The sequence below is a fragment of the Micromonospora sp. A200 genome, assembly GCF_029893845.1.
Classification (GTDB): Bacteria; Actinomycetota; Actinomycetes; order Mycobacteriales; family Micromonosporaceae; genus Micromonospora; species Micromonospora purpureochromogenes.
Genome location: NZ_JARXXY010000005.1, coordinates 46227 through 70115, shown reverse-complemented (window position 1 = coordinate 70115; position 23889 = coordinate 46227). Strand labels below are relative to the sequence as shown.

The following is a 23889-nucleotide window of genomic DNA, read 5'->3' as shown; positions in this document are numbered from 1 at the left end:
ACAGCAGATGCCGTCGCGCCGCAAGGCGCGCAAGCGGGCGCTGGACGTGCTCTACGAGGCCGACCTGCGTGACCGGCCCCCGGTCGAGGTGCTCGCCGGCTACGTCGAGCGGATCGAGAAGCCCCGGCCGGAGCACCTGGGCTACGCGGTCGGCCTGGTCGAGGGGGTCGCCGCCCACCTCGACCGGATCGACGAGGTGATCGCCAGCTACGCCGAGGGGTGGACGCTGGACCGGATGCCGGTGGTCGACCGCAACCTCGCCCGCATCGCGGTCTACGAGCTGCTCTACGTCGACGAGATCGACGACGCGGTGGCGATCAGCGAGGCGGTGGAGCTGGCCCGGCAGATGTCGACCGACGACTCGCCGCGCTTCCTCAACGGCATCCTCGGCCGGATCGCCGAGTACGCCACCCGCTGATCCGACGCGCCGGCGCTCCGCCGCCGACCGCACCCGATCACCAGTTCACGCAGCAGGGGCCCGTGCCGGACGGCACGGGCCCCTGCTGCGAACAGTGGATCAGGACGCGAAGAACGCCCGCGGGTCGGCGACCAGCACACCGTGCTCGGTGAGCCGCTCGATCAGGCCCGACGGCGAGGCGTCGTACACGATGGCGAGGGCGCGCAGGTCGTCGGCGCGGATGGAGAGCACCCGGCCGTTGTAGTCGCCACGCTGCTGCTGGATGGCGCGGGCGTACCGGGCGACGTAGGCGAGGTCCTCGGAGGCCTCGTCGTAGAGCCGCTCCAGGTCCAGGACAATCTTGCTGGTGGGCTCGTGCCGCACCCCGCTGCCGTCGGGCAGCAGCTCCGAGACGGGAACGCGGTAGAAGTCGGCCAGCTCCGCCAGGCGGGACACGGTGACGGCCCGGTCGCCGCGCTCGTACGAGCCGACCACCACGGCCTTCCACCGCCCGTTCGACTTCTCCTCCACACCCTGCAGGGACAGGCCCTGCTGCTGGCGGATGGAGCGCAGGCGGGCGCCCAGCGACTTGGCGTATTCAGAGGGCATTCGGACACTCCCAGTGCTGCTTTGGGGTTCTCCCAGCGATCGCTACGGAGCGTGACGGTACGGGGATTGCGACACGCGGTCAAGTGGTCGTGTCCTTACAGTTGGAGAGCGCGGGGAGACTTATCCCCATTTCACCGACCTGATCCGGGGATCAGTGGGTGCCGGCGATCGTGCCGGTGACCGCTGGTAACGTGGCACGAAGCCCCGGTCCGGGCCGTACGCGATCCGACCGGAGCTCCCAGACGTCCTTTAACGACCCGTCCCGTGAGGCGGGGAAGGAGGTCCGCCGTGGCCTGCCCACCGGCTGCCCAGTCGTCGCCGCCGCGACAACCCTCGGTGAAGGTGATCCTCGCCAGTGCCGACGTCCAGCGCGTCGTCGACCGGATCGCCCACCAGATCCTGGAGAAGACCCAGGGCGCCGCCGACACCGTTCTGCTCGGCATACCCACCCGGGGCGCCCCGCTCGCGCGGCGGCTCGCCGCCCGGATCAGCACCTTCGAGGACGTCGACGTCCCGGTCGGGGTGCTCGACATCACACTCTACCGCGACGACCTGCGCCGGCACGCCACCCGCGCGGTCGGCCCGACCCAGCTCCCGCCAGGCGGCATCGACGGCAAGCGGGTCATCCTCGTCGACGACGTGCTCTTCTCCGGCCGCACCGTCCGGGCCGCGCTCGACGCGCTCAACGACGTCGGCCGCCCGGCCAGCGTGCAGCTCGCCGTCCTGGTCGACCGCGGCCACCGCGAGCTGCCGATCCGCGCCGACTACGTCGGCAAGAACATCCCGACCGCGCTCACCGAGAGCGTCAAGGTCACCCTCGCCGAGACCGACGGTGCCGACGAGGTCAAGCTCTTCGGGGGTACTACCTCATGATCCGGCACCTGCTCTCCGGGGCCGACCTGGACGCGGCCACCGCCACCCAGATCCTCGACACCGCCGCCGAGATGGCCACCGTCGCCGGCCGGGAGGTCAAGAAGCTCCCCGCGCTGCGCGGCCGGACCGTGGTGAACCTCTTCTACGAGGACTCCACCCGGACCCGGATCTCCTTCGAGGCGGCCGCCAAGCGGCTCAGCGCCGACGTGATCAACTTCTCGGCCAAGGGCTCCAGCGTGGCCAAGGGGGAGAGCCTGAAGGACACCGCGCTCACCCTCCAGGCGATGGGGGCCGACGCGGTGGTCGTCCGCCACCCCGCCTCGGGCGCGCCGCACCGGCTGGCCAACTGGGTGGACGGGTCGGTGGTCAACGCCGGCGACGGCACCCACGAGCACCCCACCCAGGCGCTGCTCGACGCGTACACGATGCGCTCCCGGCTGGGTCGGCTCGCCGGCCTGCACGTCGCGGTGGTCGGGGACGTGCTGCACTCCCGGGTGGCCCGCTCCAACGTGCTGCTGCTCTCCACCCTCGGCGCCAAGGTCACCCTGGTCGGCCCGCCGACGCTGATCCCGGTGCACATCGGCCAGGCGCTCGCGCCCGGCACCGACGTCTCCTACGACCTGGACGCGGTGCTGCCGCAGTCGGACGTGGTGATGATGCTGCGGGTGCAGCGGGAGCGGATGAACGACTCCTACTTCCCCTCCGCCCGCGAGTACGCCCGCCGCTACGGCCTGGACGGCCCGCGCATGCGCCGGCTGCCCGAGCACGCGATCGTCATGCACCCGGGCCCGATGAACCGGGGCATGGAGATCACGCCCGAGGTCGCCGACTCGCCCCGCTCCACCATCGTCGAACAGGTCGCCAACGGGGTCTCCGTGCGGATGGCCGTCCTCTACCTGCTGCTCGGGGGGAACAACCTGTGAGCTCGTACCTGATCCGCAACGTGAGCGTCGTCGGCGCCGCGCCGACCGACCTGCTGATCCGCGACGGCGTCGTCGCCGAGACCGGCGCCGGGCTGACCGCGCCGGAGGCCACCGTCGTCGACGGCACCGGGCTGGTCGCCCTGCCCGGCCTGGTCGACCTGCACACCCACCTGCGCGAGCCGGGCCGGGAGGACGCCGAGACGGTCGAGTCCGGTTCCCGCGCGGCCGCGCTCGGCGGCTACACCGCCGTCTGCGCGATGGCCAACACCTCCCCGGTCGCCGACACCGCCGGCGTGGTCGAGCAGGTCTGGCGGCTGGGCCGCGAGGCCGGGCTGGTCGACGTGCAGCCGATCGGCGCGGTCACCGTCGGGCTGGCCGGCGAGCGGCTGGCCGAGCTGGGCGCGATGGCCGACTCCGCCGCCCGGGTCCGGATCTTCTCCGACGACGGGTTCTGCGTCGCCGACCCCAAGCTGATGCGCCGGGCCCTGGAGTACGTCAAGGCGTTCGACGGGGTCGTCGCCCAGCACGCCGAGGAGCCGCGGCTCACCGAGGGCGCGCAGATGCACGAGGGTGAGGTCTCCACCCGGCTCGGGCTCACCGGCTGGCCGGCGGTCGCCGAGGAGGCGATCATCGCCCGGGACGTGCTGCTGGCCGAGCACGTCGGCAGCCGGCTGCACGTCTGCCACGTCTCCACCGCCGGCAGCGTCGAGGTGCTGCGCCAGGCCAAGGCGCGCGGGGTGCGGGTCACCGCCGAGGTGACCCCGCACCACCTGCTGCTCACCGACGGGCACGCCGAGACGTACGACCCGGTCTACAAGGTCAACCCGCCGCTGCGCACGGCCACCGACATCGCCGCGCTGCGGGCCGCGCTGGCCGAGGGCGTCATCGACGTCGTCGCCACCGACCACGCCCCGCACGCGGTGGAGGACAAGGAGTGCGAGTGGGCGTACGCCCGGCCGGGGATGCTCGGCCTGGAGACGGCGCTCTCGATCGCCCTGGAGGTGTTCGGGCCGCAGTGGGACCTGATCGCCGAGCGGATGTCGCGTACCCCGGCCCGGATCGCCGGGCTCGACGGGCACGGCATCGACCCGGCGCCCGGCGTGCCGGCCAACCTCACCCTGGTCGACCCGGCCGCCCGTCGGGTGATCGAGCCCGCGGAGCTGGCCAGCCGCAGTCGTAACACCCCGTACGCCCGCATGACGCTGCCGGGTCGCATCGTGGCGACCTTCCTGCGCGGCGAGCCGACGGTCCTGGACGGAAAGGCTGTCAGGTGAGCGCGAGGAATGCAGCGCAGCGGAGTCCCGCAGTCGCGAACGAAAGGCCGGCACAGTAATGGCTAAGCGCAGGCCCGCGATCCTCGTTCTCGAGGACGGGCGCACGTTCCACGGCGAGGCGTACGGCAGCGTCGGGGAGACCTTCGGCGAGGCGGTCTTCAACACCGGCATGACCGGTTACCAGGAGACCCTGACCGACCCCTCGTACCACCGGCAGGTGGTGGTGCAGACCGCGCCGCACATCGGCAACACCGGCGTCAACGCCGAGGACGACGAGTCCGGCCGGATCTGGGTCGCCGGGTACGTGGTGCGTGACCCGGCCCGGATCGGCTCCAACTGGCGCGCCACCGGCGGGCTGGAGGACCGGCTCGCCGCCGAGGGTGTGGTCGGCATCGCCGGCGTGGACACCCGGGCGCTGACCCGGCACCTGCGCGAGCGCGGCGCGATGCGGGTCGGCATCTCCAGCGTCGACGACGACCCGCGCGCCCTGCTGGCCCGGGTCCGCCAGTCGCCGCAGATGGTCGGCGCGGACCTCTCCGCCGAGGTGACCACCGCCGAGCCGTACGTCGTCGAGGCGGTCGGCCCGCACCGGTTCACCGTGGCCGCGCTCGACCTGGGCATCAAGCGCAACGTGCCGCGGCGGCTCGCCGCGCGCGGGGTCACCACCCACGTGCTGCCGGCCGGCTCCACCATCGACGACCTGCTGGCCACCGGCGCGGACGCGGTCTTCCTCTCGCCCGGCCCGGGCGACCCGGCCACCGCCGAGGGGCCGGTCGCGCTGGCCCGGGAGGTGCTGCGCCGCGAGGTGCCGCTGTTCGGCATCTGCTTCGGCAGCCAGATCCTCGGCCGGGCGCTGGGCTTCGGCACCTACAAGCTCGGCTACGGCCACCGCGGCATCAACCAGCCGGTGCTCGACCGGGCCACCGGCAAGGTCGAGGTGACCAGCCACAACCACGGCTTCGCCGTGCAGGTGCCGGGGGCCGGGCAGGGCGCGGTGGTCCCCGACCAGGTGATCGAGACCGAGTTCGGGGGCGTCCAGGTGTCGCACGTCTGCCTCAATGACAACGTGGTCGAGGGGCTGCGGGCCAGGGACGTGCCCGCCTTCACCGTCCAGTACCACCCGGAGGCGGCGGCCGGCCCGCACGACGCGGACTACCTGTTCGACCGCTTCGCCGAGCTCATCGAAGGCGGGAAGAATGCCTAAGCGCACCGACCTCAAGCACATCCTGGTGATCGGCTCCGGGCCGATCGTCATCGGGCAGGCCTGCGAGTTCGACTACTCCGGCACCCAGGCGTGCCGGGTGCTGCGCAGCGAGGGCATCCGGGTCAGCCTGGTCAACTCCAACCCGGCGACGATCATGACGGACCCCGAGTTCGCCGACGCCACGTACGTCGAGCCGATCACCCCGGAGTTCGTCGAGCTGGTCATCGCCAAGGAGCGCCCGGACGCCCTGCTGCCCACCCTCGGCGGGCAGACCGCGCTGAACACCGCGGTCGCCCTGCACGAGGCCGGCGTGCTGGACAAGTACGGCGTGGAGCTGATCGGTGCCAACATCGACGCGATCAACCGCGGCGAGGACCGGCAGCTGTTCAAGGACATCGTCGCCAAGGCCGGCGTACGCATCGGGCTGGAGGATCCGACCAACCTGGTGCCCCGCTCCCGGGTCTGCCACTCGATGGCCGAGGTCGAGGCCACCGTCGCCGAGCTGGGCCTGCCGGTGGTGATCCGGCCGTCGTTCACCATGGGCGGCCTGGGCTCCGGCATGGCGCACACCGACGAGGACCTGCACCGCATCGCCGGGTCCGGCCTGGCCGCCAGCCCGGTGCACGAGGTGCTCATCGAGGAGAGCGTGCTCGGCTGGAAGGAGTACGAACTCGAACTGATGCGCGACCGCCACGACAACGTGGTGGTGGTCTGCTCGATCGAGAACGTCGACCCGATGGGCGTGCACACCGGCGACAGCGTCACCGTCGCGCCGGCCATGACGCTCACCGACCGGGAGTACCAGCGCCTGCGCGACCTGGGCATCGCGGTGCTGCGCGAGGTCGGCGTGGACACCGGCGGCTGCAACATCCAGTTCGCGGTCAACCCGGCCGACGGCCGGATCGTCGTGATCGAGATGAACCCCCGGGTGTCCCGCTCCTCGGCGCTGGCCTCCAAGGCCACCGGCTTCCCGATCGCGAAGATCGCCGCGAAGCTGGCCATCGGCTACACCCTGGACGAGATCCCCAACGACATCACCCTGAAGACCCCGGCGGCGTTCGAGCCGACGCTGGACTACGTGGTGGTGAAGATCCCCCGGTTCGCGTTCGAGAAGTTCCCCGGCGCCGACCCGGAGCTGACCACCACCATGAAGTCGGTCGGCGAGGCGATGAGCCTCGGCCGGAACTTCACCGAGGCGCTCAACAAGGCGATGCGCTCGATGGAAACGAAGGGCGCTGGCTTCTGGACCGAGCCCGATCCGGCGGGCGCGACCAGGGAGAACACCCTTGCCGCGCTGCGGATGCCGCACGACGGCCGGCTCTACACGGTGGAGCGGGCGCTGCGGCTGGGCGCCACCATCGCGGAGGCCGCCGCGGCGTCCGGCGGGATGGACCCCTGGTTCCTGGACCAGATCGCCGGCCTGGTCGAGCTGCGCGCGGAGATCGTGGACGCCCCGGTGCTCGACGCCGAGCTGCTGCGCCGGGCCAAGCGGGCCGGCCTGTCCGACCGGCAGCTGGCCGCGCTGCGCCCGGAGCTGGCCGCCGAGGACGGCGTACGCACCCTGCGGCACCGGCTCGACGTGCGGCCGGTCTACAAGACGGTGGACACCTGCGCGGCCGAGTTCGAGGCGACCACGCCGTACCACTACTCCACCTACGACTCCGAGACCGAGGTCGCGCCCTCGGACCGGCCCAAGGTGCTCATCCTGGGCTCCGGGCCGAACCGGATCGGCCAGGGCATCGAGTTCGACTACTCCTGCGTGCACGCGGTGATGGCCCTGCGCGCGGTCGGGTACGAGACCGTCATGGTCAACTGCAACCCGGAGACGGTCTCCACCGACTACGACACCGCCGACCGGCTCTACTTCGAGCCGCTGACCTTCGAGGACGTGCTGGAGGTCTGGCACGCGGAGGACTCCTCCGGCCGGGCGGCCGGCGGCCCGGGTGTGGTCGGCGTGATCGTGCAGCTCGGCGGGCAGACCCCGCTGGGGCTGGCGCAGCGGCTCAAGAACGCCGGCGTGCCGGTCGTCGGCACCTCCCCGGAGTCGATCCACCTCGCCGAGGAGCGCGGCGCGTTCGGCGCGGTGCTGGCCCGGGCCGGGCTGCGCGCCCCGGCGCACGGTATGGCCACCTCGTACGACGAGGCGAAGGCGATCGCCGACGAGATCGGCTACCCGGTGCTGGTCCGGCCGTCGTACGTGCTGGGCGGGCGGGGCATGGAGATCGTCTACGACGACGCCACGCTGCGCGACTACATCGGCCGGGCCACCGACATCTCCCCGGACCACCCGGTGCTGGTGGACCGCTTCCTCGACGACGCCATCGAGATCGACGTGGACGCGCTCTGCGACGCCGACGGCGAGGTCTACCTCGGCGGCGTGATGGAGCACATCGAGGAGGCTGGCATCCACTCCGGCGACTCGTCCTGCGCGCTGCCGCCGATCACCCTGGCCAGCTCGCACCTGACCCAGGTGCGCCGCTACACCGAGGCGATCGCCCGGGGGGTGGGCGTCAAGGGCCTGCTCAACGTCCAGTACGCCCTCAAGGACGACATGCTCTACGTGCTGGAGGCCAACCCCCGGGCGTCCCGGACGGTCCCGTTCGTCTCCAAGGCCACGGCGGTGCCGCTGGCCAAGGCGGCGGCCCGGATCGCGCTCGGCGCCACCATCGCCGAGCTGCGCGCCGAGGGGCTGCTGCCGCCGACCGGGGACGGCGGCGTGATGCCGGCGGACGCCCCGATCGCGGTCAAGGAGGCGGTGCTGCCGTTCAAGCGGTTCCGCACCCGGTCCGGCAAGGGCATCGACTCGCTGCTCGGCCCGGAGATGAAGTCCACCGGCGAGGTGATGGGCATCGACACCAACTTCGGGCACGCCTTCGCCAAGAGCCAGTCGGCCGCGTACGGGTCGCTGCCCACCGGCGGCCGGATCTTCGTCTCGGTGGCCAACCGGGACAAGCGCGGCATGATCTTCCCGATCAAGCGGCTGGCGGACCTGGGCTTCGAGATCGTCGCCACCACCGGCACCGCGGAGGTGCTGCGCCGGCACGGCATCGCCTGCGAGCAGATCCGCAAGCACTACGAGTCCGGCGAGGGCGAGGACGCGGTGTCGATGATCCTCGGCGGCGACGTGGCGCTGGTGGTGAACACGCCACAGGGCTCCGGCGCGAGCGCCCGCTCGGACGGCTACGAGATCCGCAGCGCCGCCGTGACCGCCGACATCCCCTGCATCACCACCGTCCCCGGCGCCGCCGCCGCGGTCATGGGCATCGAGGCCCGCATCCGCGGCGACATGCAGGTCCGCCCCCTCCAGGAGCTCCACGCCGCCCTGCGAGCCGGCGAGTGACCCGCGCCATCCCCGCGTCGATCATGAAGTTGTCGCCCCGACCCGCCGCTGGACATGGCGACAACTTCATGATCACCGAGCCGGCGGGAGCCGGGGCGTGATCTTCGAGAAGGTGGTGCGGCCTCAGCTGTTCCGGGTGGGGGGCGGGGACGCCGAGGCGGCGCACGAGTGGACGTTGCGGCGGCTGGCGGCGCTCTCCCGGCGGCCGGCGGCGCTCGCGGCGCTGCGGGCCCGGTACCAGGTGCGGGCGCCGCGCACGGTGTTCGGGGTGCAGTTCCCCAACCCGGTGGGGCTGGCCGCGGGGATGGACAAGAACGGCGTGGCCCTGCCGGCCTGGCCGGCGCTGGGCTTCGGCTTCGTCGAGGTCGGCACGGTCACCGCGCACGCCCAGCCGGGCAACCCCCGGCCCCGGCTGTTCCGGCTGCGCGACAGCGAGGCCGTGGTCAACCGGATGGGCTTCAACAACGCCGGCGCCGAGGCCCTGGCGGCCCGGCTGGCGGCGCTGCCCCGCCCGATCGGGGCGCCGCTGGGCATCTCGCTGGGCAAGTCCAAGGTGACCCCGCTGGCCGACGCGGTCGAGGACTACCTGGCCTCGTACCGGGCGCTGCGGGCGCACGGCGACTACTTCGCGGTCAACGTCTCCTCGCCGAACACCCCCGGCCTGCGCTCCCTGCAGGACAAGTCGCACCTGGACGCGCTGCTGGCGGCGCTGGTGGGGGAGAAGCCGGTGCTGGTGAAGATCGCCCCGGACCTGACCGAGCCGGCCATCGCCGAGCTGCTGGAGGTCTGCCTGGCCCGCGGCGCGGCCGGTGTGATCGCCACCAACACCACCCTCGCCCGCGACGGGCTCGCCCCGGCCGACGCCGGCCGGGGCGCGGAGACCGGTGGGCTGTCCGGCCGCCCGCTCGCCACCCGGGCCCGCGAGGTGGTCGCCTTCGTGCACCGGGAGACCGGCGGCCGGCTGCCGGTGGTCGGCGTCGGCGGCATCCTCGACCCGGACGACGCCGCCCGGATGTTCGACGCCGGGGCCAGCCTGATCCAGCTCTACACCGGCTTCATCTACCGGGGCCCCGGCCTGGTCCGGGCCGCGGCCCGCGCGTCGGCGGGCGCCACCGCGCCGGTGCCGGCCGGGTGACACCTCCCGGCCGGGCAACCCTCGACGGTACGAAGGAGAGCGTGTGACGCCCGAGGAGATCCTGGCCGCCGACCGGGCCCACGTCTGGCACCCGTACGCGGCGCTGCCCCCGGCCCACCCGCCGTACGTGGTCCAGAGCGCCCAGGGCGTCCGGCTGCGGCTGGCCGACGGCCGGGAACTGGTCGACGGGATGTCGTCCTGGTGGGCGGCGATCCACGGCTACCGGCACCCGGTCCTGGACGCGGCGGTCACCGACCAGCTCGGCCGGATGAGCCACGTGATGTTCGGCGGGCTCACCCACGAGCCCGCCGTGCGCCTGGCGCGGACGCTGGTCGAGCTGGCCCCGGACGGGCTGGAACACGTCTTCCTGGCCGACTCCGGCTCGGTCAGCGTCGAGGTCGCCGTCAAGATGTGCCTGCAGTACCAGCGGGCCACCGGCCGCCCGGAACGCCGCCGGCTGGCCACCTGGCGGGGCGGCTACCACGGCGACACGTTCCACCCGATGAGCGTCTGCGACCCGGAGGGCGGCATGCACCACCTCTGGGGCGACGTGCTGCCCCGGCAGGTCTTCGCGCCGGTCCCGCCCGGTGGCTTCGACGACCCGCCCGACCCGGCGTACGTGGCGGCGCTGACCGACGCGGTGGAGCGGCACGCCGACGAGCTGGCCGCGGTCATCGTCGAGCCGGTGGTGCAGGGCGCGGGCGGGATGCGCTTCCACCACCCGGAGTACCTGCGGGTGCTGCGCGAGGTGACCCGGGCGCACGGGGTGCTGCTGGTCTTCGACGAGATCGCCACCGGCTTCGGCCGTACCGGCGTCATGTTCGCCGCCGAGCACGCCGGGGTGAGCCCGGACGTGCTCTGCGTCGGCAAGGCGCTGACCGGCGGGTACCTCACCCTGGCCGCCGCGCTGTGCACCCCGCGGGTCGCCCGGGGCATCTCCGCCGACGGGGTGCTGGCGCACGGGCCCACCTTCATGGGCAACCCGCTGGCCTGCGCGGTCGCCAACGCGTCCCTGGAGCTGCTGCGAGCCGGTGACTGGGCCACCGAGGTCGCCCGGGTGGGCGCGGGCCTGCGGGCCGGCCTGGAGCCGCTGCGCGGCGCGCCCGGGGTGGCCGACGTGCGGGTGCTGGGCGCGATCGGCGTGGTGCAGCTCGACCACGAGGTGGACATCGCGGCGGCCACCGCCGCCGCCGTGGCGCAGGGCGTCTGGCTGCGCCCGTTCCGCGACCTGGTCTACACCATGCCGCCGTACGTGACCGACGACGCCGACCTGGCCCGGATCGCGGCCGGGATCGGCGCGGCGGTGAAGGCCGGCTGAGTCGGCGGGCAGGACGGGGCCGGCACGGGCCGGCGGGCAGGACGGGGCCGGCACGGGCCGGCCACCGAGCGCGAGCGTGAGGAGAGGAACGCCGATGGAGAGTTTCGGGACCCGGCTGCACCGCGCCGTCGCCGAGCGGGGGCCGCTCTGTGTGGGCATCGACCCGCATCCCGGGCTGCTGGCCCGCTGGGGGTTGCCGGACGACGTCGACGGGTTGGACCGGTTCGCGCGCACCGTCGTGGGAGCGCTTGCGGACCGGGTCGCCGTGGTCAAGCCCCAGTCGGCCTTTTTCGAGCGGTTCGGTGCCCGAGGTGTCGGAATTCTTGAGTCAACTATCCGACAGTTACGAGATTGTGGCGCGCTCGTTCTCCTGGATGTGAAGCGCGGCGACATCGGCTCGACCGTCGCCGCGTACGCCTCGGCCTACCTCGACCCGTCCGGTCCGCTGCACGTCGACGCGATCACCGCGAGCCCCTACCTGGGGGTCGGATCGCTGGCCCCGATGTTCGAGCTGGCGGCCACCCACGGCGGCGGCGTCTTCGTGCTGGCGCTCACCTCCAACCCGGAGGGTGCCGCGGTCCAGCGCGCCCGGACGGCTGACGGGCGCACCGTCGCGCAGACCGTCATCGACGAGATTTCCCAGCTCAACAGCGGTGCGGAGCCGCTCGGCAGCTTCGGGCTGGTGGTCGGCGCGACGATCGGCGACACCGGTCACGACCTGTCCAAGGTGAACGGGCCGCTGCTCGCCCCGGGCCTCGGCGCCCAGGGTGCGACGGCCGCGGACCTGCGGACGGTCTTCGGCTCCAGCCTGTCGTCGGTGCTGCCGTCGTACTCCCGCGAGGTGCTGAACGCCGGCCCGGACGAGGCCGCTCTGCGGGCCGCCGTGGACCGCGTGCTGGCCGACTGTCGGGACGTTCTGGCTGACTGACGGCTCGGTCACTTTTTCCGATCTTGGCGCGCCCACGTTGCCGAAACCGCCCGCGACCGCTAGTTTTCCCCGCGCTGGGAACCACGGACCCCTTTGGTTGCCAGCGACACCACGTTTCACAGAGCGGCGGTGCGCCCCGCCCGCCGCGATAGGGACCTGAGGAGAACTGGTGCCGCTCCCGTCACTGACCCCCGAGCAGCGCGCTGCCGCGCTGGAGAAGGCCGCGGAGATCCGCAAGGCCCGTGCTGAGCTGAAGGAGCAGCTCAAGCAGGGCAAGACCACCCTTGCCGCCGTCCTCGAGCGGGCCGAGTCCGACGACGTCGTCGGCAAGCTGAAGGTTTCGGCCGTCCTGCAGGCGATGCCGGGCATCGGCAAGATCCGGGCTACCCAGATCATGGAGAAGCTCAAGATCGCCGACAGCCGTCGCCTGCGCGGGCTCGGCGAGCAGCAGCGCAAGGCTCTGCTTGGAGAGTTCGCCGCCAACTGAACGCCGCAACGTGTAGAAACAAGCGGTGAGCACGGATGACGAGGCGCGCCCGGCGGCTCGGCTCACTGTCCTGGCGGGGCCCTCGGGCGCCGCGCGGGAGAGTGTCGTCGAGTTGGTCCGGGCGCGTTCTCCGTCCGTGTGGGTGCCGGTGCCGGTGACCACCCGGCCCCGTCGCCCCGACGAGGTCGACGGCGTCGACCGGCACTTCGTGGACCCGGTCGGCTTCGACCGGATGGTCGCCGCCGGCGAGCTGCTGGAGTGGTCGCGGATCGGCGGGCACCGCCGCGGCACGCCCCGCGAGCCGCTGCGGTCCCGGCTGGCCGACGGCCGGCCGGTGCTGCTCCCGCTCGACCTGCCCGGCGCGCTGGCCGTCCGGGAGGCTCTGCCGGACATCCGGCTGGTCCTGCTGACGCCTCCGGGCCACCGTCCGGACCCGGCGGTCCTCGCGGCCGTCGGACACACCGTGGTCCACGACCTCACCGAGCGGGTCGTGGCCGAACTGGTAGGCTTGCTCGGTTCTTCCTATCTGGCTCCCGCCCAGCCGCGACTGCGCGGTTGAGCGACCAGCCGCGCTCGCGCGGACACTTCAGACGCAGAGGGTATTTCGTGGGATCCATCGCCAACCCCGAGGGCATCACCAACCCGCCGATCGACGAGCTCCTCGAGAAGACCACCTCGAAGTACGCGCTGGTGATCTTCGCCGCCAAGCGTGCCCGCCAGGTCAACGCCTACTACAGCCAGCTCGGTGAGGGCCTGCTGGAGTACGTCGGCCCGCTCGTGGAGACCACCCCGCAGGAGAAGCCGCTCTCGATCGCGATGCGTGAGATCAACGCGGGCCTGCTCACCGCCGAACCGACCGACCAGCCGTAACACCCGCTCCGCCGATGCCCGCCGAGATCGTCCTCGGGGTCGGCGGCGGCATCGCCGCCTACAAGGCGTGTGAGCTGCTGCGGCTCTTCACCGAGTCGGGCCACCGGGTCCGGGTCGTGCCGACCGCGTCGGCGCTCCGTTTCGTCGGGGCGCCGACCTGGGCGGCGCTCTCCGGCCAGCCGGTCGCCGACGACGTCTGGTCCGACGTGCACGAGGTGCCGCACGTCCGGCTCGGCCAGCGGGCCGACCTGGTGGTGGTCGCCCCGGCGACGGCCGACCTGCTCGCCAAGGCGGCCCACGGCCTCGCCGACGACCTGCTCAGCAACACGCTGCTCACCGCGCGCTGCCCGGTGGTGCTCGCCCCGGCGATGCACACCGAGATGTGGGAGCACCCGGCCACCGTCGCCAACGTCGCGACGCTGCGCTCGCGCGGCGTACGGGTGATCGAACCGGCGGTCGGCCGGCTCACCGGCGCCGACACCGGCAAGGGGCGGCTGCCCGACCCGGCCGAGATCTTCGCCGTCGCCCGCCGGGCCCTGGCCCGGGGCCTGGACGCCCCCGCCGACCTGGCCGGCCGGCACGTCGTGGTGACCGCCGGCGGCACCCGCGAACCGCTGGACCCGGTCCGCTTCCTCGGCAACCGCTCCTCCGGCAAGCAGGGGTACGCCTTCGCCCGCGCGGCCGTCGCCCGGGGCGCCCGCGTCACCCTGATCGCCGCGAACGTCGCCCTGCCCGACCCGGCCGGGGTCGACCTGGTCCGGGTGGGCACCACAGAAGAACTGCGCAAGGCCACCCTGGAGGCCGCCGCCGACGCCGACGTGGTGGTGATGGCCGCCGCGCCCGCCGACTTCCGGCCGGCGACCTACGCCCCCGGCAAGATCAAGAAGTCGGAGGACGGCAGCGCGCCGACCATCGCGCTGGTCACCAACCCCGACATCGCCGCCGAGCTGGGGCGGCAGCGCCGCCCGGAGCAGCTGCTGGTGGTCTTCGCCGCCGAGACCGGCGACGCCGAGGCCAACGGCCGGGCCAAGCTCGCCCGCAAGCGGGCCGACCTGATCGTCATCAACGAGGTGGGCGTGGACAAGGTCTTCGGGGCCGAGACCAACGCGGCGACCGTGGTGGGCGCGGACGGCAGCGTGACCACCCTTCCCGAACAGTCCAAGGAAGACCTGGCCGACCGGGTCTGGGACCTCGTGGTGACCCGGCTGCCCGCGTTGTCCTGAACGCTGGTCACTTTCGCGTTGGCTGCGGCACCCTGGAACCGGATGACTAAACTGCCGCGGAGCGACCTTTCCAGAGAGACTCAAGTGCTTAGGAGTGCCGTGACACGTCTTTTCACGTCCGAATCGGTCACGGAGGGCCACCCGGACAAGATCGCCGACCAGATCAGCGACGGCATCCTGGACGCCCTGCTGGCCAAGGACCCGCACAGCCGTGTCGCGGTGGAGACCCTGATCACCACCGGGCAGGTGCACGTCGCGGGCGAGGTGACGACCAAGGCGTACGCCGACATCCCGACGATCGTCCGGGAGACCATCCTCGGGATCGGGTACGACTCGTCGAAGAAGGGCTTCGACGGCGCCTCCTGCGGCGTCAGCGTCTCGATCGGCGGCCAGTCCGCCGACATCGCCCAGGGTGTGGACAACGCCTTCGAGCTGCGTACCGGTGCGTCGGAGAGCGCGCTCGACGCGCAGGGCGCCGGCGACCAGGGCATGATGTTCGGCTTCGCCTGCTCGGAGACCCCCGAGCTGATGCCGCTGCCGATCGCGCTGGCGCACCGGCTGGCCCGCCGGCTGGCCGCCGTGCGCAAGGACGGCACCATCCCCTACCTGCGGCCCGACGGCAAGACCCAGGTCACCATCGAGTACGACGGCCTGCGTCCGGTCCGGCTCAACACCGTGGTCGTGTCCAGCCAGCACGCTGCGGACATCTCGCTGGACTCGCTGCTCACCCCGGACGTGCGCGAGCACGTCATCGCCCCCGAGCTGGAGAGCCTCGGCCTGGACACCGAGGGCTACCGGCTGCTGGTCAACCCCACGGGCCGGTTCGAGATCGGTGGCCCGATGGGCGACGCCGGCCTCACCGGCCGCAAGATCATCGTCGACACCTACGGCGGGTACGCCCGGCACGGCGGCGGCGCGTTCTCCGGCAAGGACCCGTCGAAGGTGGACCGGTCGGCCGCGTACGCGATGCGCTGGGTGGCCAAGAACGTGGTGGCCGCCGGCCTCGCCGAGCGCTGCGAGGCGCAGGTCGCCTACGCGATCGGCAAGGCCCACCCGGTCAGCCTGTTCATCGAGACCTTCGGCACCGAGACCGTGCCGGTCGCCTCGATCGAGAAGGCCGTCACCGAGGTCTTCGACCTCCGCCCGGCCGCCATCATCCGGGACCTCAACCTGCTCCGCCCGATCTACCAGCAGACCGCCGCGTACGGCCACTTCGGCCGCGAGCTGCCGGACCTGACCTGGGAGAGCACCGACCGGGCCGCCGACCTCAAGTCGGTAGCGGGAGCCTGACCGGCACCAGGCGCAGCGACCGGCGACCCGCTGAGGGGTCGCCGGTCGCTCGTGTCTGCGTCGACGTGCCGCTGCCGCACCTCGACCGCCCGTTCGACTACCTGGTCCCCGCCGAGCTGGACGCTGACGCCGTGCCCGGGGTGCGGGTGAAGGTGCGCTTCGCCGGGCAACTGGTCGACGGCTGGCTGCTGGACCGCGCCGACGACTCCGGGCACACCGGCCGGCTGGCGTACGTGGAGAAGGTGGTCTCCCCGGAGCCGGTGCTGGCGCCGGAGATCGCCCGGCTGGCCCGGGCCGTCGCCGACCGGTACGCCGGCAGCCTGGCCGACGTGCTCCGGCTCGCCGTCCCGCCCCGCCACGCCCGGGTCGAGAAGGACCTGCGCGCCCAGGCCGCGACGGTGGACGCGGACACCTCCGCCGCCGACACCGCCACGACGCCCGACGAGGTCAGCACGTCCCCGACCCCCGACACGCCGCCGACGCACGGGGTCGCCGCCGCGCCGTCCCCGTCCGCCGGCGTCGGTGCCGCGTCGGAGGCGTCCGGGCCGACCGGAGTCGCCGCCGCGTCGCACCCGACCGGGCCGGCCGGGGTCGCCGCCGCACCCGACCCGACCCGGGCCGGCGCCGCGCCGGACGCGTCCGAGCCGAGCGGCGCACCGGCCCCGCCCGCCGTCGACCCGCGCGGCTGGCGGGACTATCCGGCCGGCCCGGCGTTCCTGCGCGCGCTCGCCGAGGGCCGCCCGCCCCGCGCCGTCTGGTCGGCGCTGGCCGGGGAGGACTGGGCCGCCCGGTACGCCGACGCCGTCGCCGCGACCGTGGCCGGGGGTCGGGGCGCCGTCGTCGTGGTCGCCGACGCGCGGGACCTGGACCGGCTGGACGCCGCGCTGACCGGCACGCTCGGCCCGGACCGGCACGTCTGCCTCTCCGCCGCGCTCGGACCGGCCCGCCGGTACCGGGCCTTCCTCACCGCCCGGCGCGGCGCGGCACCCGTGGTGATCGGCACCCGGGCGGCGATGTTCGCCCCGGTCGACCGGCTCGGCCTGGTGGCGATCTGGGACGACGGCGACGACCTGCACGCCGAGCCCCGCGCCCCGTACCCGCACGCCCGGGACGTGCTGCTCACCCGGGCCCAGCTCGCCGGGGCCGCCGCGCTGGTCGGCGGGTACACCCGAACCGCCGAGGCGCAGTTGCTCGTGGAGACCGGCTGGGCCCGCGAGGTGGTCGCCGACCGGGCGACCCTGCGGGCGCGTACCCCGAGCATCGCGCCGACCGGCGACGACCCCCAGCTGGCCCGCGACCCCGGCGCGGCGACGGCCCGGCTGCCCAGCCTGGCCTGGACCACCGCCCGGGACACCCTGCGGGTGGACGCCCCGGTGCTGGTGCAGGTGCCGCGCCGGGGCTACCTGCCCTCGATCTCCTGCGCGGACTGCCGCACCCCGGCCCGCTGTCCGCACTGCGCCGGCCCGCTGGCGCTGCCCTCCGCCGAGGGCATCCCCGCCTGCCGCTGGTGCGGCCGGGTCGCCGCCGCGTACGCCTGCCCGGAGTGCGGCGGTCGGCGGCTGCGCGCGGCGGTCACCGGCGCCCGGCGCACCGCCGAGGAGCTGGGCCGCGCCTTTCCCGGCGTGCCGGTACGCACCTCCGGCCGGGAGGAGGTGCTGGCCAGCGTGCCCGGCGGCGCGGGCCTGGTGATCGCCACCCCGGGCGCGGAGCCGCTGGCCGAAGGGGGCTACGGCGCGGTGCTGCTGCTGGACTCCTGGGCCCTGCTCACCCGGGCCGACCTGCGCGCCGGCGAGGAGACGCTGCGCCGCTGGCTGAGCGCGGCCGCGCTGGCCCGGCCGGCGTCGGCGGGCGGGCGCGTGGTGGTGGTCGCCGACGGCGCGCTGGCGCCGGTGCAGGCCCTGCTGCGCTGGGACCCGGCCTGGTTCGCCGCCCGGGAGCTGGCCGAGCGGCGGGAGCTGGGCTTCCCGCCGGCGACGAAGATGGCCAGCGTGACCGGCCCGGCGGTCGCGGTGGCCGACCTGCTGGCGGAGGCCCGGCTGCCCGACGGTGCGGAGGTGCTCGGCCCGGTCCCGGCCGACGGCGACCGGGAGCGGATGCTGGTGCGGGTGCCCCGGGCCCGGGCCGCCGCCCTCGCCGAGGCGCTGCACACCGCCGCCGGGGTGCGCAGCGCCCGCAAGGCCGCCGACCCGGTGCGCCTCCAGGTCGACCCGCTCAGCCTCTTCTGACCGGCCGTGATCCGCGGCACCGGCCGGGCGCGACCCGGCCCGGAGCGGGTACCGTCGCACTCCTCGTCCGGCAAACCGGTGGCGGCGAAGTGATAACATCGCCCGTCATGCCCGGGCGCACGGATGGCGCGACGATGGCGGAGCGCGTCGATCCGACGCCATATCGATGATGTCAATCAGCCGGTGATCAGGGGTGGACCAGTCGTGACCGTTCGTCAATCGATCGTCTTCAACGGGGACCTCGGCAGCGGCAAGAGCACCGTCTCCGTCGAGATCGCCAAGCGGCTGGGGCTGCGCCGGGTCAGCGTCGGCGACCTCTACCGGCAGATGGCGCAGGAGCGGCAGATGACCGCCCTCCAGCTCAACCTGCACGCCGAGCTGGACCAGGCCGTGGACGGCTACGTCGACCAGCTCCAGCGGGACATCGCCGCCTCCGGCGAGTCGCTGGTCATGGACTCCCGGCTGGCCTGGCACTTCTTCACCGACGCACTCAAGGTGCACATGATCACCGAGCCGGGCGAGGCGGCCCGCCGGGTGCTGCTGCGTCCCTCCGGCCCGGCCGAGAGCTACACCTCGCTGGAGGAGGCCAAGGCCAAGCTCCGCGAGCGCAGCGAGAGCGAGCGGAACCGGTTCATCCTCCGCTACGGCGTGGACAAGGCCCGGCTGCGCAACTACGACATGGTCTGCGACACCACCCGGGCCTCGGCGCCCGAGGTGATCGAGCACATCGTCGACGCGTACGAGGGCCGGCTCGGCGCCGAGGTGCTGCGCGACGCCCCGCCGCTGCTGCTGCTCGACCCGGCCCGGGTCTACCCGACCGAGGACATCACCACCCTGCGCGGGCTCTGGGACTCGGAGTTCGTCGGCGACGTGGCCGGGGCCGGCGACGAGGCCCTGGAGCCGCTGCGGATCGGCTACACCGGCGAGTACTTCTTCGTCGTCGAGGGCCACCGCCGGCTCAGCGCCGCCCTGCAGAACGGCTTCAACCTGGTTCCCGCCCAGCTGGTCGCCGAGGTGGACGAGCCGGTCGTCGGCGGGATGAGCGCGGTGGACTTCTTCGCCGCCCAGGTCCGGCCGAGCACCGTCTACGACTGGGAGGCCGCGCACGGCATCCAGCTCCCGCTGCCCGAGCACGCCCTGCTCGGCGGCGCCGCGGTGCTGGCGGGGGAGCCCGGCGCCGGCGCCTGAGCGTCGCCACGATCGCCGGCGGGCCGGCCCCGCTGCCCGCCGTCGCGACCGCGCGCCGTGGCGGCGGTCGGTCGCGCGGGGTCGCCGGGCGACGCCCGGACGCGCATGATGGAGCCTCCGACGCATCGACGCGGGAGGCCGGTCATGGACGCAGCCGAGGCGCTCGCCCTGCTCATGTCGCCGCAGGGGCGCATCGACCCGTACCCCACGTACGAGCGGCTGCGCCGGTACGGGCCGGTGGTCCAGGCCGGGCCGGTGTTCTACGTGGTCACCGGGTACGCCGAGGCCGACGAGATCCTGCGCGACTCCCGCTTCGGGGTGCTGGACGACGCGCTGCGCGACCAGTTCCTCCCCGGCTGGCGGGACAGCCCGGCCGTCGCGTCGATCTCCCGGTCGATGCTGCGCACCAACCCGCCCGACCACAGCCGGATGCGGCGACTCGCGGCCGGCGCCTTCACCCCGCGCCGGATCGCCGCCATGCGCGACGTGGTCGAGGCGCAGGCCGACGAGCTGGTCGACGCGATGCTGGAGCGGGCCCGCGACGGTGAGCCCGTCGACTTCCTGGCCGAGTTCGCGTACCCGCTGCCGGTGCGGGTGATCTGCGCGCTGCTCGGCGTGCCGGCGGCCGACCGGCCGCTGTTCCGGCGGTGGGCCGCCGACCTGACCGGGGTGCTGGAGCCGGAGATCACCACCGAGGAGCTGGCCGTCGCCGACCGGGGCGCCACCGAGCTGCGCGACTACTTCGCCGCGCTGGTCCGGGCCCGCCGCGCCGCGCCCGCCGACGACCTGACCACCGCCCTGGTCCAGGTGCACGACGCCGACGGCGACCGGCTCTCCGGCGAGGAGCTGCTGGCCAACCTGGTGGTGCTGCTGGTCGCCGGCTTCGAGACCACCACCAACCTGCTCGGCAACGGCCTCGTGGTGCTGCTGGACCACCCGCGCGCGGCCGACGCGCTGGGCGAGCATCCCGACTTCGCCCCCGGGTACGTCGACGAGTTGCTGCGCTACGACTCGCCGGTGCAGCTCACCACCCGGATCAACGAGGCGCCGGTGCGCTGCGGCGGGGTCGAGCTGCCGGCGGGCAGCTGGGCGTTGCTGCTGCTCGGCGCGGCCAACCGGGACCCCCGGCGCTACCCGGAGCCGCAGCGGTTCGACCCGTGGCGCCCGCAGGTCCACCCGCTGTCGTTCGGGGCCGGGCCGCACTACTGCCTCGGCGCCGGGCTGGCCCGGCTGGAGGCGCAGGTCGCCTTCCCGCTGCTGCTGCGCCGGCTGCCCGGCCTCGCCCTGGCCGGCCGGCCCCGGCACCGGACCCGGCTCACCCTGCGCGGCTACGAGACCCTGCCGGTGATCATCGACACGGAGCCGGCGGCGGCGCATCGCGGTACGCCGGCCGGGGCGGCCCCCGGCACTCCGTAGACTGGTACGGCACCCGTCCGTACAGCCGAAGGAGCCACACCGCGTGACCGTCCAGCCCATCCGTCTGTTCGGGGACCCGGTGCTGCGCACGCCGGCCGATCCGGTCGTCGACTTCGACACCGAGCTGCGTAGGCTCATCGCCGACCTCACCGACACGATGCGGGAGCAGAGCGGCGCCGGCCTGGCCGCGCCCCAGCTCGGTGTGGGCCTGCGGGTGTTCACCTTCGACGTGGACGACGTGCTCGGGCACCTGGTCAACCCGGTGCTGGAGTTCCCCGACGAGGAGGAGCAGGACGGCCCGGAGGGCTGCCTGTCCATCCCCGGGCTCTACTTCGACACCAAGCGCCGGCAGAACGTCATCGCCAAGGGCTTCAACGGCTACGGCGACCCGATGCAGATCGTCGGCACCGGGCTGATGGCCCGCTGCGTGCAGCACGAGACCGACCACCTCGACGGGGTGCTCTTCGTCGACCGGCTGGACCCGGCCGGGCGCAAGGAGGCCATGAAGGCCATCCGCCAGGCCGAGTGGTACGACCCGGCCGCGCCGCCCACGGTCAAGCTCAACCCGCACGCCTCCGGCAGCCCCTTCGGTCTGGGGCGGTGAGGCGGATGCGTCTGATCTTCGCCGGCACGCCGGCCGTCGCCGTTCCCGCCCTGGACGCTGTCGCCGCCTCCGGGCACGAGCTGCTGGCCGTGGTCACCCGCCCCGACGCCCCGGCCGGGCGCGGTCGCGGCCTGGTCCGCTCGCCGGTCGGCGCCTGGGCCGACGAGCGCGGGATCGAGGTGCTGACCCCGGCGAAGCCCCGCGAGCCGGAGTTCCTCGACCGGCTGCGCGAGCTGGCGCCGGACTGCGTGCCCGTGGTCGCGTACGGCGCGCTGGTGCCGCCGGTGGCCCTGGAGATCCCCCGGCACGGCTGGATCAACCTGCACTTCTCGCTGCTGCCCGCCTGGCGTGGCGCGGCCCCGGTGCAGCAGGCCGTGCTGCACGGCGACGAGCTGACCGGCGCGAGCGTCTTCCAGCTCGAACAGGGCCTGGACACCGGCCCGGTCTACGGCACGCTCACCGACGAGATCCGGCCGACCGACACCTCCGGCGACCTGCTGGAGCGCCTCGCCCAGTCCGGCGCGGGCCTGCTGGTGGCCGTCCTCGACGCGATCGAGGCCGGGACGGCCCGGGCCGAGCCGCAGCCGGCCGACGGGGTGTCCCTGGCCCCGAAGCTGACCGTGGAGGACGCCCGGGTGCGCTGGACCGATCCCGCCTTCGCCGTCGACCGGCGGATCCGGGCCTGCACGCCGGCCCCCGGGCCGTGGACGACCTTCCGCGGCGACCGGGTCAAGCTCGGCCCGGTGACCCTGGTCGGCAACGGCCCCGAGTTAAGGCCGGGAGAACTGCTGGTGGAGAAGTCCCGGGTGCTGGCCGGCACCGCGACCGTGCCGGTGCAGCTCGGTGAGGTGCGCGCGGCGGGCAAGAAGGCCATGCCGGCGACCGACTGGGCGCGCGGCGTCCGGGTCGGCGCCGGCGAGGTGCTCGCGTGAGCACCCCCTCGGACCGTCCCGACAGCTCCCGTTCCGACAGTCCCCGCGGCGACCGGTCCGCCGGTCGCGCGGACGGCCCCCGCAGTGACCGGTTCGACCGGTCCGCACCCCGCCGCTCCGACGCGCCGCGCGGCGACCGCCCGACCGGCGGTTACCGCGGCGACCGCCCGACCGGCGGCGGTTACCGCGGCGACCGCCCCGGTGGTGGCCGTCCCGGCTTCGACCGGCGCGGCGGCCGTCCCGCCCGCCCGGCCGTCGACCTGCCCCGGTACGCCGCCTACCAGGCCGTCGCGGCCGTGCACCGGGACGACGCGTACGCCAACCTGGTGCTCCCGTCGATCCTGCGCGAGGAGGGGCTGGTCGGCCGGGACGCCGCCTTCGCCACCGAGCTGACCTACGGCACGCTGCGCCACACCGGCACCCTGGACGCGATCATCACCGATGCCGCCGGGCGGGAAATCGAGCGGATCGACCCGCCGGCCCGCGACGCCCTGCGGCTCGGGGCGTACCAGCTGCTGCACACCCGGGTGCCGGCGCACGCGGCGGTCTCCTCGACCGTCGACCTGGTCCGCTCGGTCGTGCCGGGCGCCGCCGGCTTCGCCAACGCGGTGCTGCGGGAGATCGCCGGCCGGGACGCCGACGCCTGGGTGGCCAAGCTCGCCCCGCCGATGGAGACCGACCCGGTCGGTCACCTGGCGCTGGCGTACAGCCATCCGCAGTGGATCGTGCGGGCCTTCGCCGAGGCGCTCGGCGGGGACCTCGGGGAGACCGCCCGCCTGCTGATCGAGGACAACGAGCGACCTCCGGTGCACCTGTGCGCCCGGCCCGGCCTGGCCGACCCGGTGGAGCTGGCCGACGAGGTGGGCGGCGCGCCCGGCGCCTTCTCGCCGTACGCGGTGTACCTCTCCGGGGGCGCGCCGGGTGACCTGCCGGCGCTGGCGCAGGGGCGCGCGCACGTGCAGGACGAGGGCTCGCAGCTGGTGGCGAACGCGCTGGCCGTCGCGCCGCTGGACGGCCCGGACGGGCGCTGGCTCGACCTGTGCGCCGGCCCCGGCGGCAAGTCCGGCCTGCTCGGCGCGCTCGCCGCGCAGCGCGGCGCCCGGCTGACCGCCGTGGAGGTCTCCGAGCACCGCGCCCGGCTGGTCGAGCAGGCCACCCGGGGCCTGCCGGTGGACGTGCTGCACACCGACGGCCGCACGGTCGGCGCGGACCCGGAGCTGCCGGAGGGGCACTTCGACCGGGTGCTGGTGGACGCCCCGTGCACCGGCCTGGGCTCGCTGCGCCGCCGGCCGGAGTCGCGCTGGCGGCGTCAGCCGTCGGACCTGCCGCCGCTGACCCGGTTGCAGCGCGAACTGCTCACCGCGGCCCTGCGCGCGGCCCGTCCCGGCGGCCTGGTCGCGTACGTCACCTGCTCCCCGCACGTGGTGGAGACGCACGTGACGGTGACCGAGGCGGCCCGGCGCGCCGAGGTGCCGGCGGACTTCGTCGACGCCCGTACGCTGCTGCCGGCCGGCATGCCCGGCCTGGGCGACGGCCCGACGGTGCAGCTCTGGCCGCACCGGCACGGCACGGACGCGATGTTCCTCGCGGTGCTGCGTCGCGGCTGAGCGGCGGGCAGCGCAGCGGAACGCCGGCGGGGCGGAGCACAGGGCC

The 23889-nt window shown here is 74.2% G+C and carries 21 protein-coding genes; 20 read left to right on the top strand and 1 reads right to left on the bottom strand.

The window, feature by feature from the left end; genetic code table 11:
- The first annotated feature begins 7 nt into the window (after window positions 1–7).
- Window positions 8–418 (top strand): transcription antitermination factor NusB, encoded by a 411-nt coding sequence (nusB, locus tag M2302_RS06965; protein WP_280837246.1) that lies wholly within the window; start codon window positions 8–10, stop codon window positions 416–418.
- 99 nt (window positions 419–517) lie between these two features.
- Here the strand turns inward: nusB and M2302_RS06960 are convergent, their stop codons facing one another.
- Complete coding sequence (locus M2302_RS06960; RefSeq protein WP_013285505.1) at window positions 518–1006, bottom strand: helix-turn-helix domain-containing protein; 489 nt, start codon at window positions 1004–1006, stop codon at window positions 518–520.
- A 288-nt stretch (window positions 1007–1294) separates the two neighbouring features.
- Between M2302_RS06960 and pyrR the strand changes: the two genes are divergently transcribed.
- The 19 genes from pyrR (at window position 1295) to M2302_RS06865 (ending at window position 23843) form a co-directional block, all read left to right on the top strand.
- Window positions 1295–1879 carry a bifunctional pyr operon transcriptional regulator/uracil phosphoribosyltransferase PyrR gene (gene pyrR, locus M2302_RS06955; protein WP_280837108.1) on the top strand — a complete coding sequence of 195 codons (585 nt, stop codon included), beginning with the start codon at window positions 1295–1297 and terminating at the stop codon, window positions 1877–1879.
- A complete protein-coding gene (locus M2302_RS06950) occupies window positions 1876–2802 on the top strand; it encodes an aspartate carbamoyltransferase catalytic subunit (protein ID WP_154938070.1) in 927 nt (308 codons plus the stop codon). The genes pyrR and M2302_RS06950 overlap by 4 nt, the downstream gene beginning before the upstream one ends.
- Entirely contained in the window at window positions 2799–4076 is a 1278-nt protein-coding gene (locus tag M2302_RS06945; protein WP_280837107.1) for a dihydroorotase, read from the top strand. Before M2302_RS06950 ends, M2302_RS06945 begins: the two co-directional genes overlap by 4 nt.
- A gap of 58 nt (window positions 4077–4134) precedes the next feature.
- Window positions 4135–5280 carry a glutamine-hydrolyzing carbamoyl-phosphate synthase small subunit gene (carA, locus tag M2302_RS06940; protein ID WP_280837106.1) on the top strand — a complete coding sequence of 382 codons (1146 nt, stop codon included), beginning with the start codon at window positions 4135–4137 and terminating at the stop codon, window positions 5278–5280.
- Complete coding sequence (gene carB, locus M2302_RS06935) at window positions 5273–8620, top strand: carbamoyl-phosphate synthase large subunit (RefSeq protein WP_280837105.1); 3348 nt, start codon at window positions 5273–5275, stop codon at window positions 8618–8620. The genes carA and carB overlap by 8 nt, the downstream gene beginning before the upstream one ends.
- Before the next feature lie 97 nt (window positions 8621–8717).
- Window positions 8718–9755 (top strand): quinone-dependent dihydroorotate dehydrogenase, encoded by a 1038-nt coding sequence (locus tag M2302_RS06930; protein ID WP_280837104.1) that lies wholly within the window; start codon window positions 8718–8720, stop codon window positions 9753–9755.
- Between the two features lie 43 nt (window positions 9756–9798).
- Entirely contained in the window at window positions 9799–11073 is a 1275-nt protein-coding gene (locus M2302_RS06925) for an adenosylmethionine--8-amino-7-oxononanoate transaminase (RefSeq protein WP_280837103.1), read from the top strand.
- Between the two features lie 94 nt (window positions 11074–11167).
- Window positions 11168–12001, top strand: a complete 834-nt coding sequence (pyrF, locus tag M2302_RS06920; RefSeq protein ID WP_280837102.1) for an orotidine-5'-phosphate decarboxylase — start codon at window positions 11168–11170, stop codon at window positions 11999–12001.
- Between the two features lie 169 nt (window positions 12002–12170).
- Window positions 12171–12488: an integration host factor, actinobacterial type gene (gene mihF / locus M2302_RS06915; protein ID WP_088962722.1), complete on the top strand. Its 318-nt coding sequence runs from the start codon at window positions 12171–12173 to the stop codon at window positions 12486–12488.
- A 25-nt stretch (window positions 12489–12513) separates the two neighbouring features.
- A complete protein-coding gene (locus M2302_RS06910; protein WP_280837101.1) occupies window positions 12514–13047 on the top strand; it encodes a guanylate kinase in 534 nt (177 codons plus the stop codon).
- Between the two features lie 47 nt (window positions 13048–13094).
- A complete protein-coding gene (rpoZ, locus tag M2302_RS06905; protein ID WP_007075826.1) occupies window positions 13095–13358 on the top strand; it encodes a DNA-directed RNA polymerase subunit omega in 264 nt (87 codons plus the stop codon).
- Window positions 13359–13372: 14 nt separating this feature from the next.
- Window positions 13373–14581, top strand: a complete 1209-nt coding sequence (coaBC, locus tag M2302_RS06900) for a bifunctional phosphopantothenoylcysteine decarboxylase/phosphopantothenate--cysteine ligase CoaBC (RefSeq protein ID WP_280837100.1) — start codon at window positions 13373–13375, stop codon at window positions 14579–14581.
- A gap of 99 nt (window positions 14582–14680) precedes the next feature.
- The gene (gene metK, locus M2302_RS06895) at window positions 14681–15871 is read left to right on the top strand and encodes a methionine adenosyltransferase (protein ID WP_280837099.1); all 1191 of its coding nucleotides are present in this window, start codon (window positions 14681–14683) and stop codon (window positions 15869–15871) included.
- Between the two features lie 65 nt (window positions 15872–15936).
- Window positions 15937–18096: a primosome assembly protein PriA gene (locus tag M2302_RS06890; RefSeq protein WP_280837098.1), complete on the top strand. Its 2160-nt coding sequence runs from the start codon at window positions 15937–15939 to the stop codon at window positions 18094–18096.
- 204 nt (window positions 18097–18300) lie between these two features.
- The gene (locus M2302_RS06885) at window positions 18301–19284 is read left to right on the top strand and encodes an AAA family ATPase (RefSeq protein ID WP_280837097.1); all 984 of its coding nucleotides are present in this window, start codon (window positions 18301–18303) and stop codon (window positions 19282–19284) included.
- 144 nt (window positions 19285–19428) lie between these two features.
- Window positions 19429–20700: a cytochrome P450 gene (locus M2302_RS06880; RefSeq protein ID WP_280837096.1), complete on the top strand. Its 1272-nt coding sequence runs from the start codon at window positions 19429–19431 to the stop codon at window positions 20698–20700.
- 43 nt (window positions 20701–20743) lie between these two features.
- Window positions 20744–21304 carry a peptide deformylase gene (gene def, locus M2302_RS06875; protein WP_280837095.1) on the top strand — a complete coding sequence of 187 codons (561 nt, stop codon included), beginning with the start codon at window positions 20744–20746 and terminating at the stop codon, window positions 21302–21304.
- Window positions 21305–21309: 5 nt separating this feature from the next.
- Window positions 21310–22236 carry a methionyl-tRNA formyltransferase gene (gene fmt / locus M2302_RS06870; protein ID WP_280837094.1) on the top strand — a complete coding sequence of 309 codons (927 nt, stop codon included), beginning with the start codon at window positions 21310–21312 and terminating at the stop codon, window positions 22234–22236.
- On the top strand, window positions 22233–23843 hold the full coding sequence (locus M2302_RS06865; protein ID WP_280837093.1) for a transcription antitermination factor NusB: 1611 nt from the start codon (window positions 22233–22235) through the stop codon (window positions 23841–23843). The genes fmt and M2302_RS06865 overlap by 4 nt, the downstream gene beginning before the upstream one ends.
- Window positions 23844–23889 lie beyond the last annotated feature (46 nt).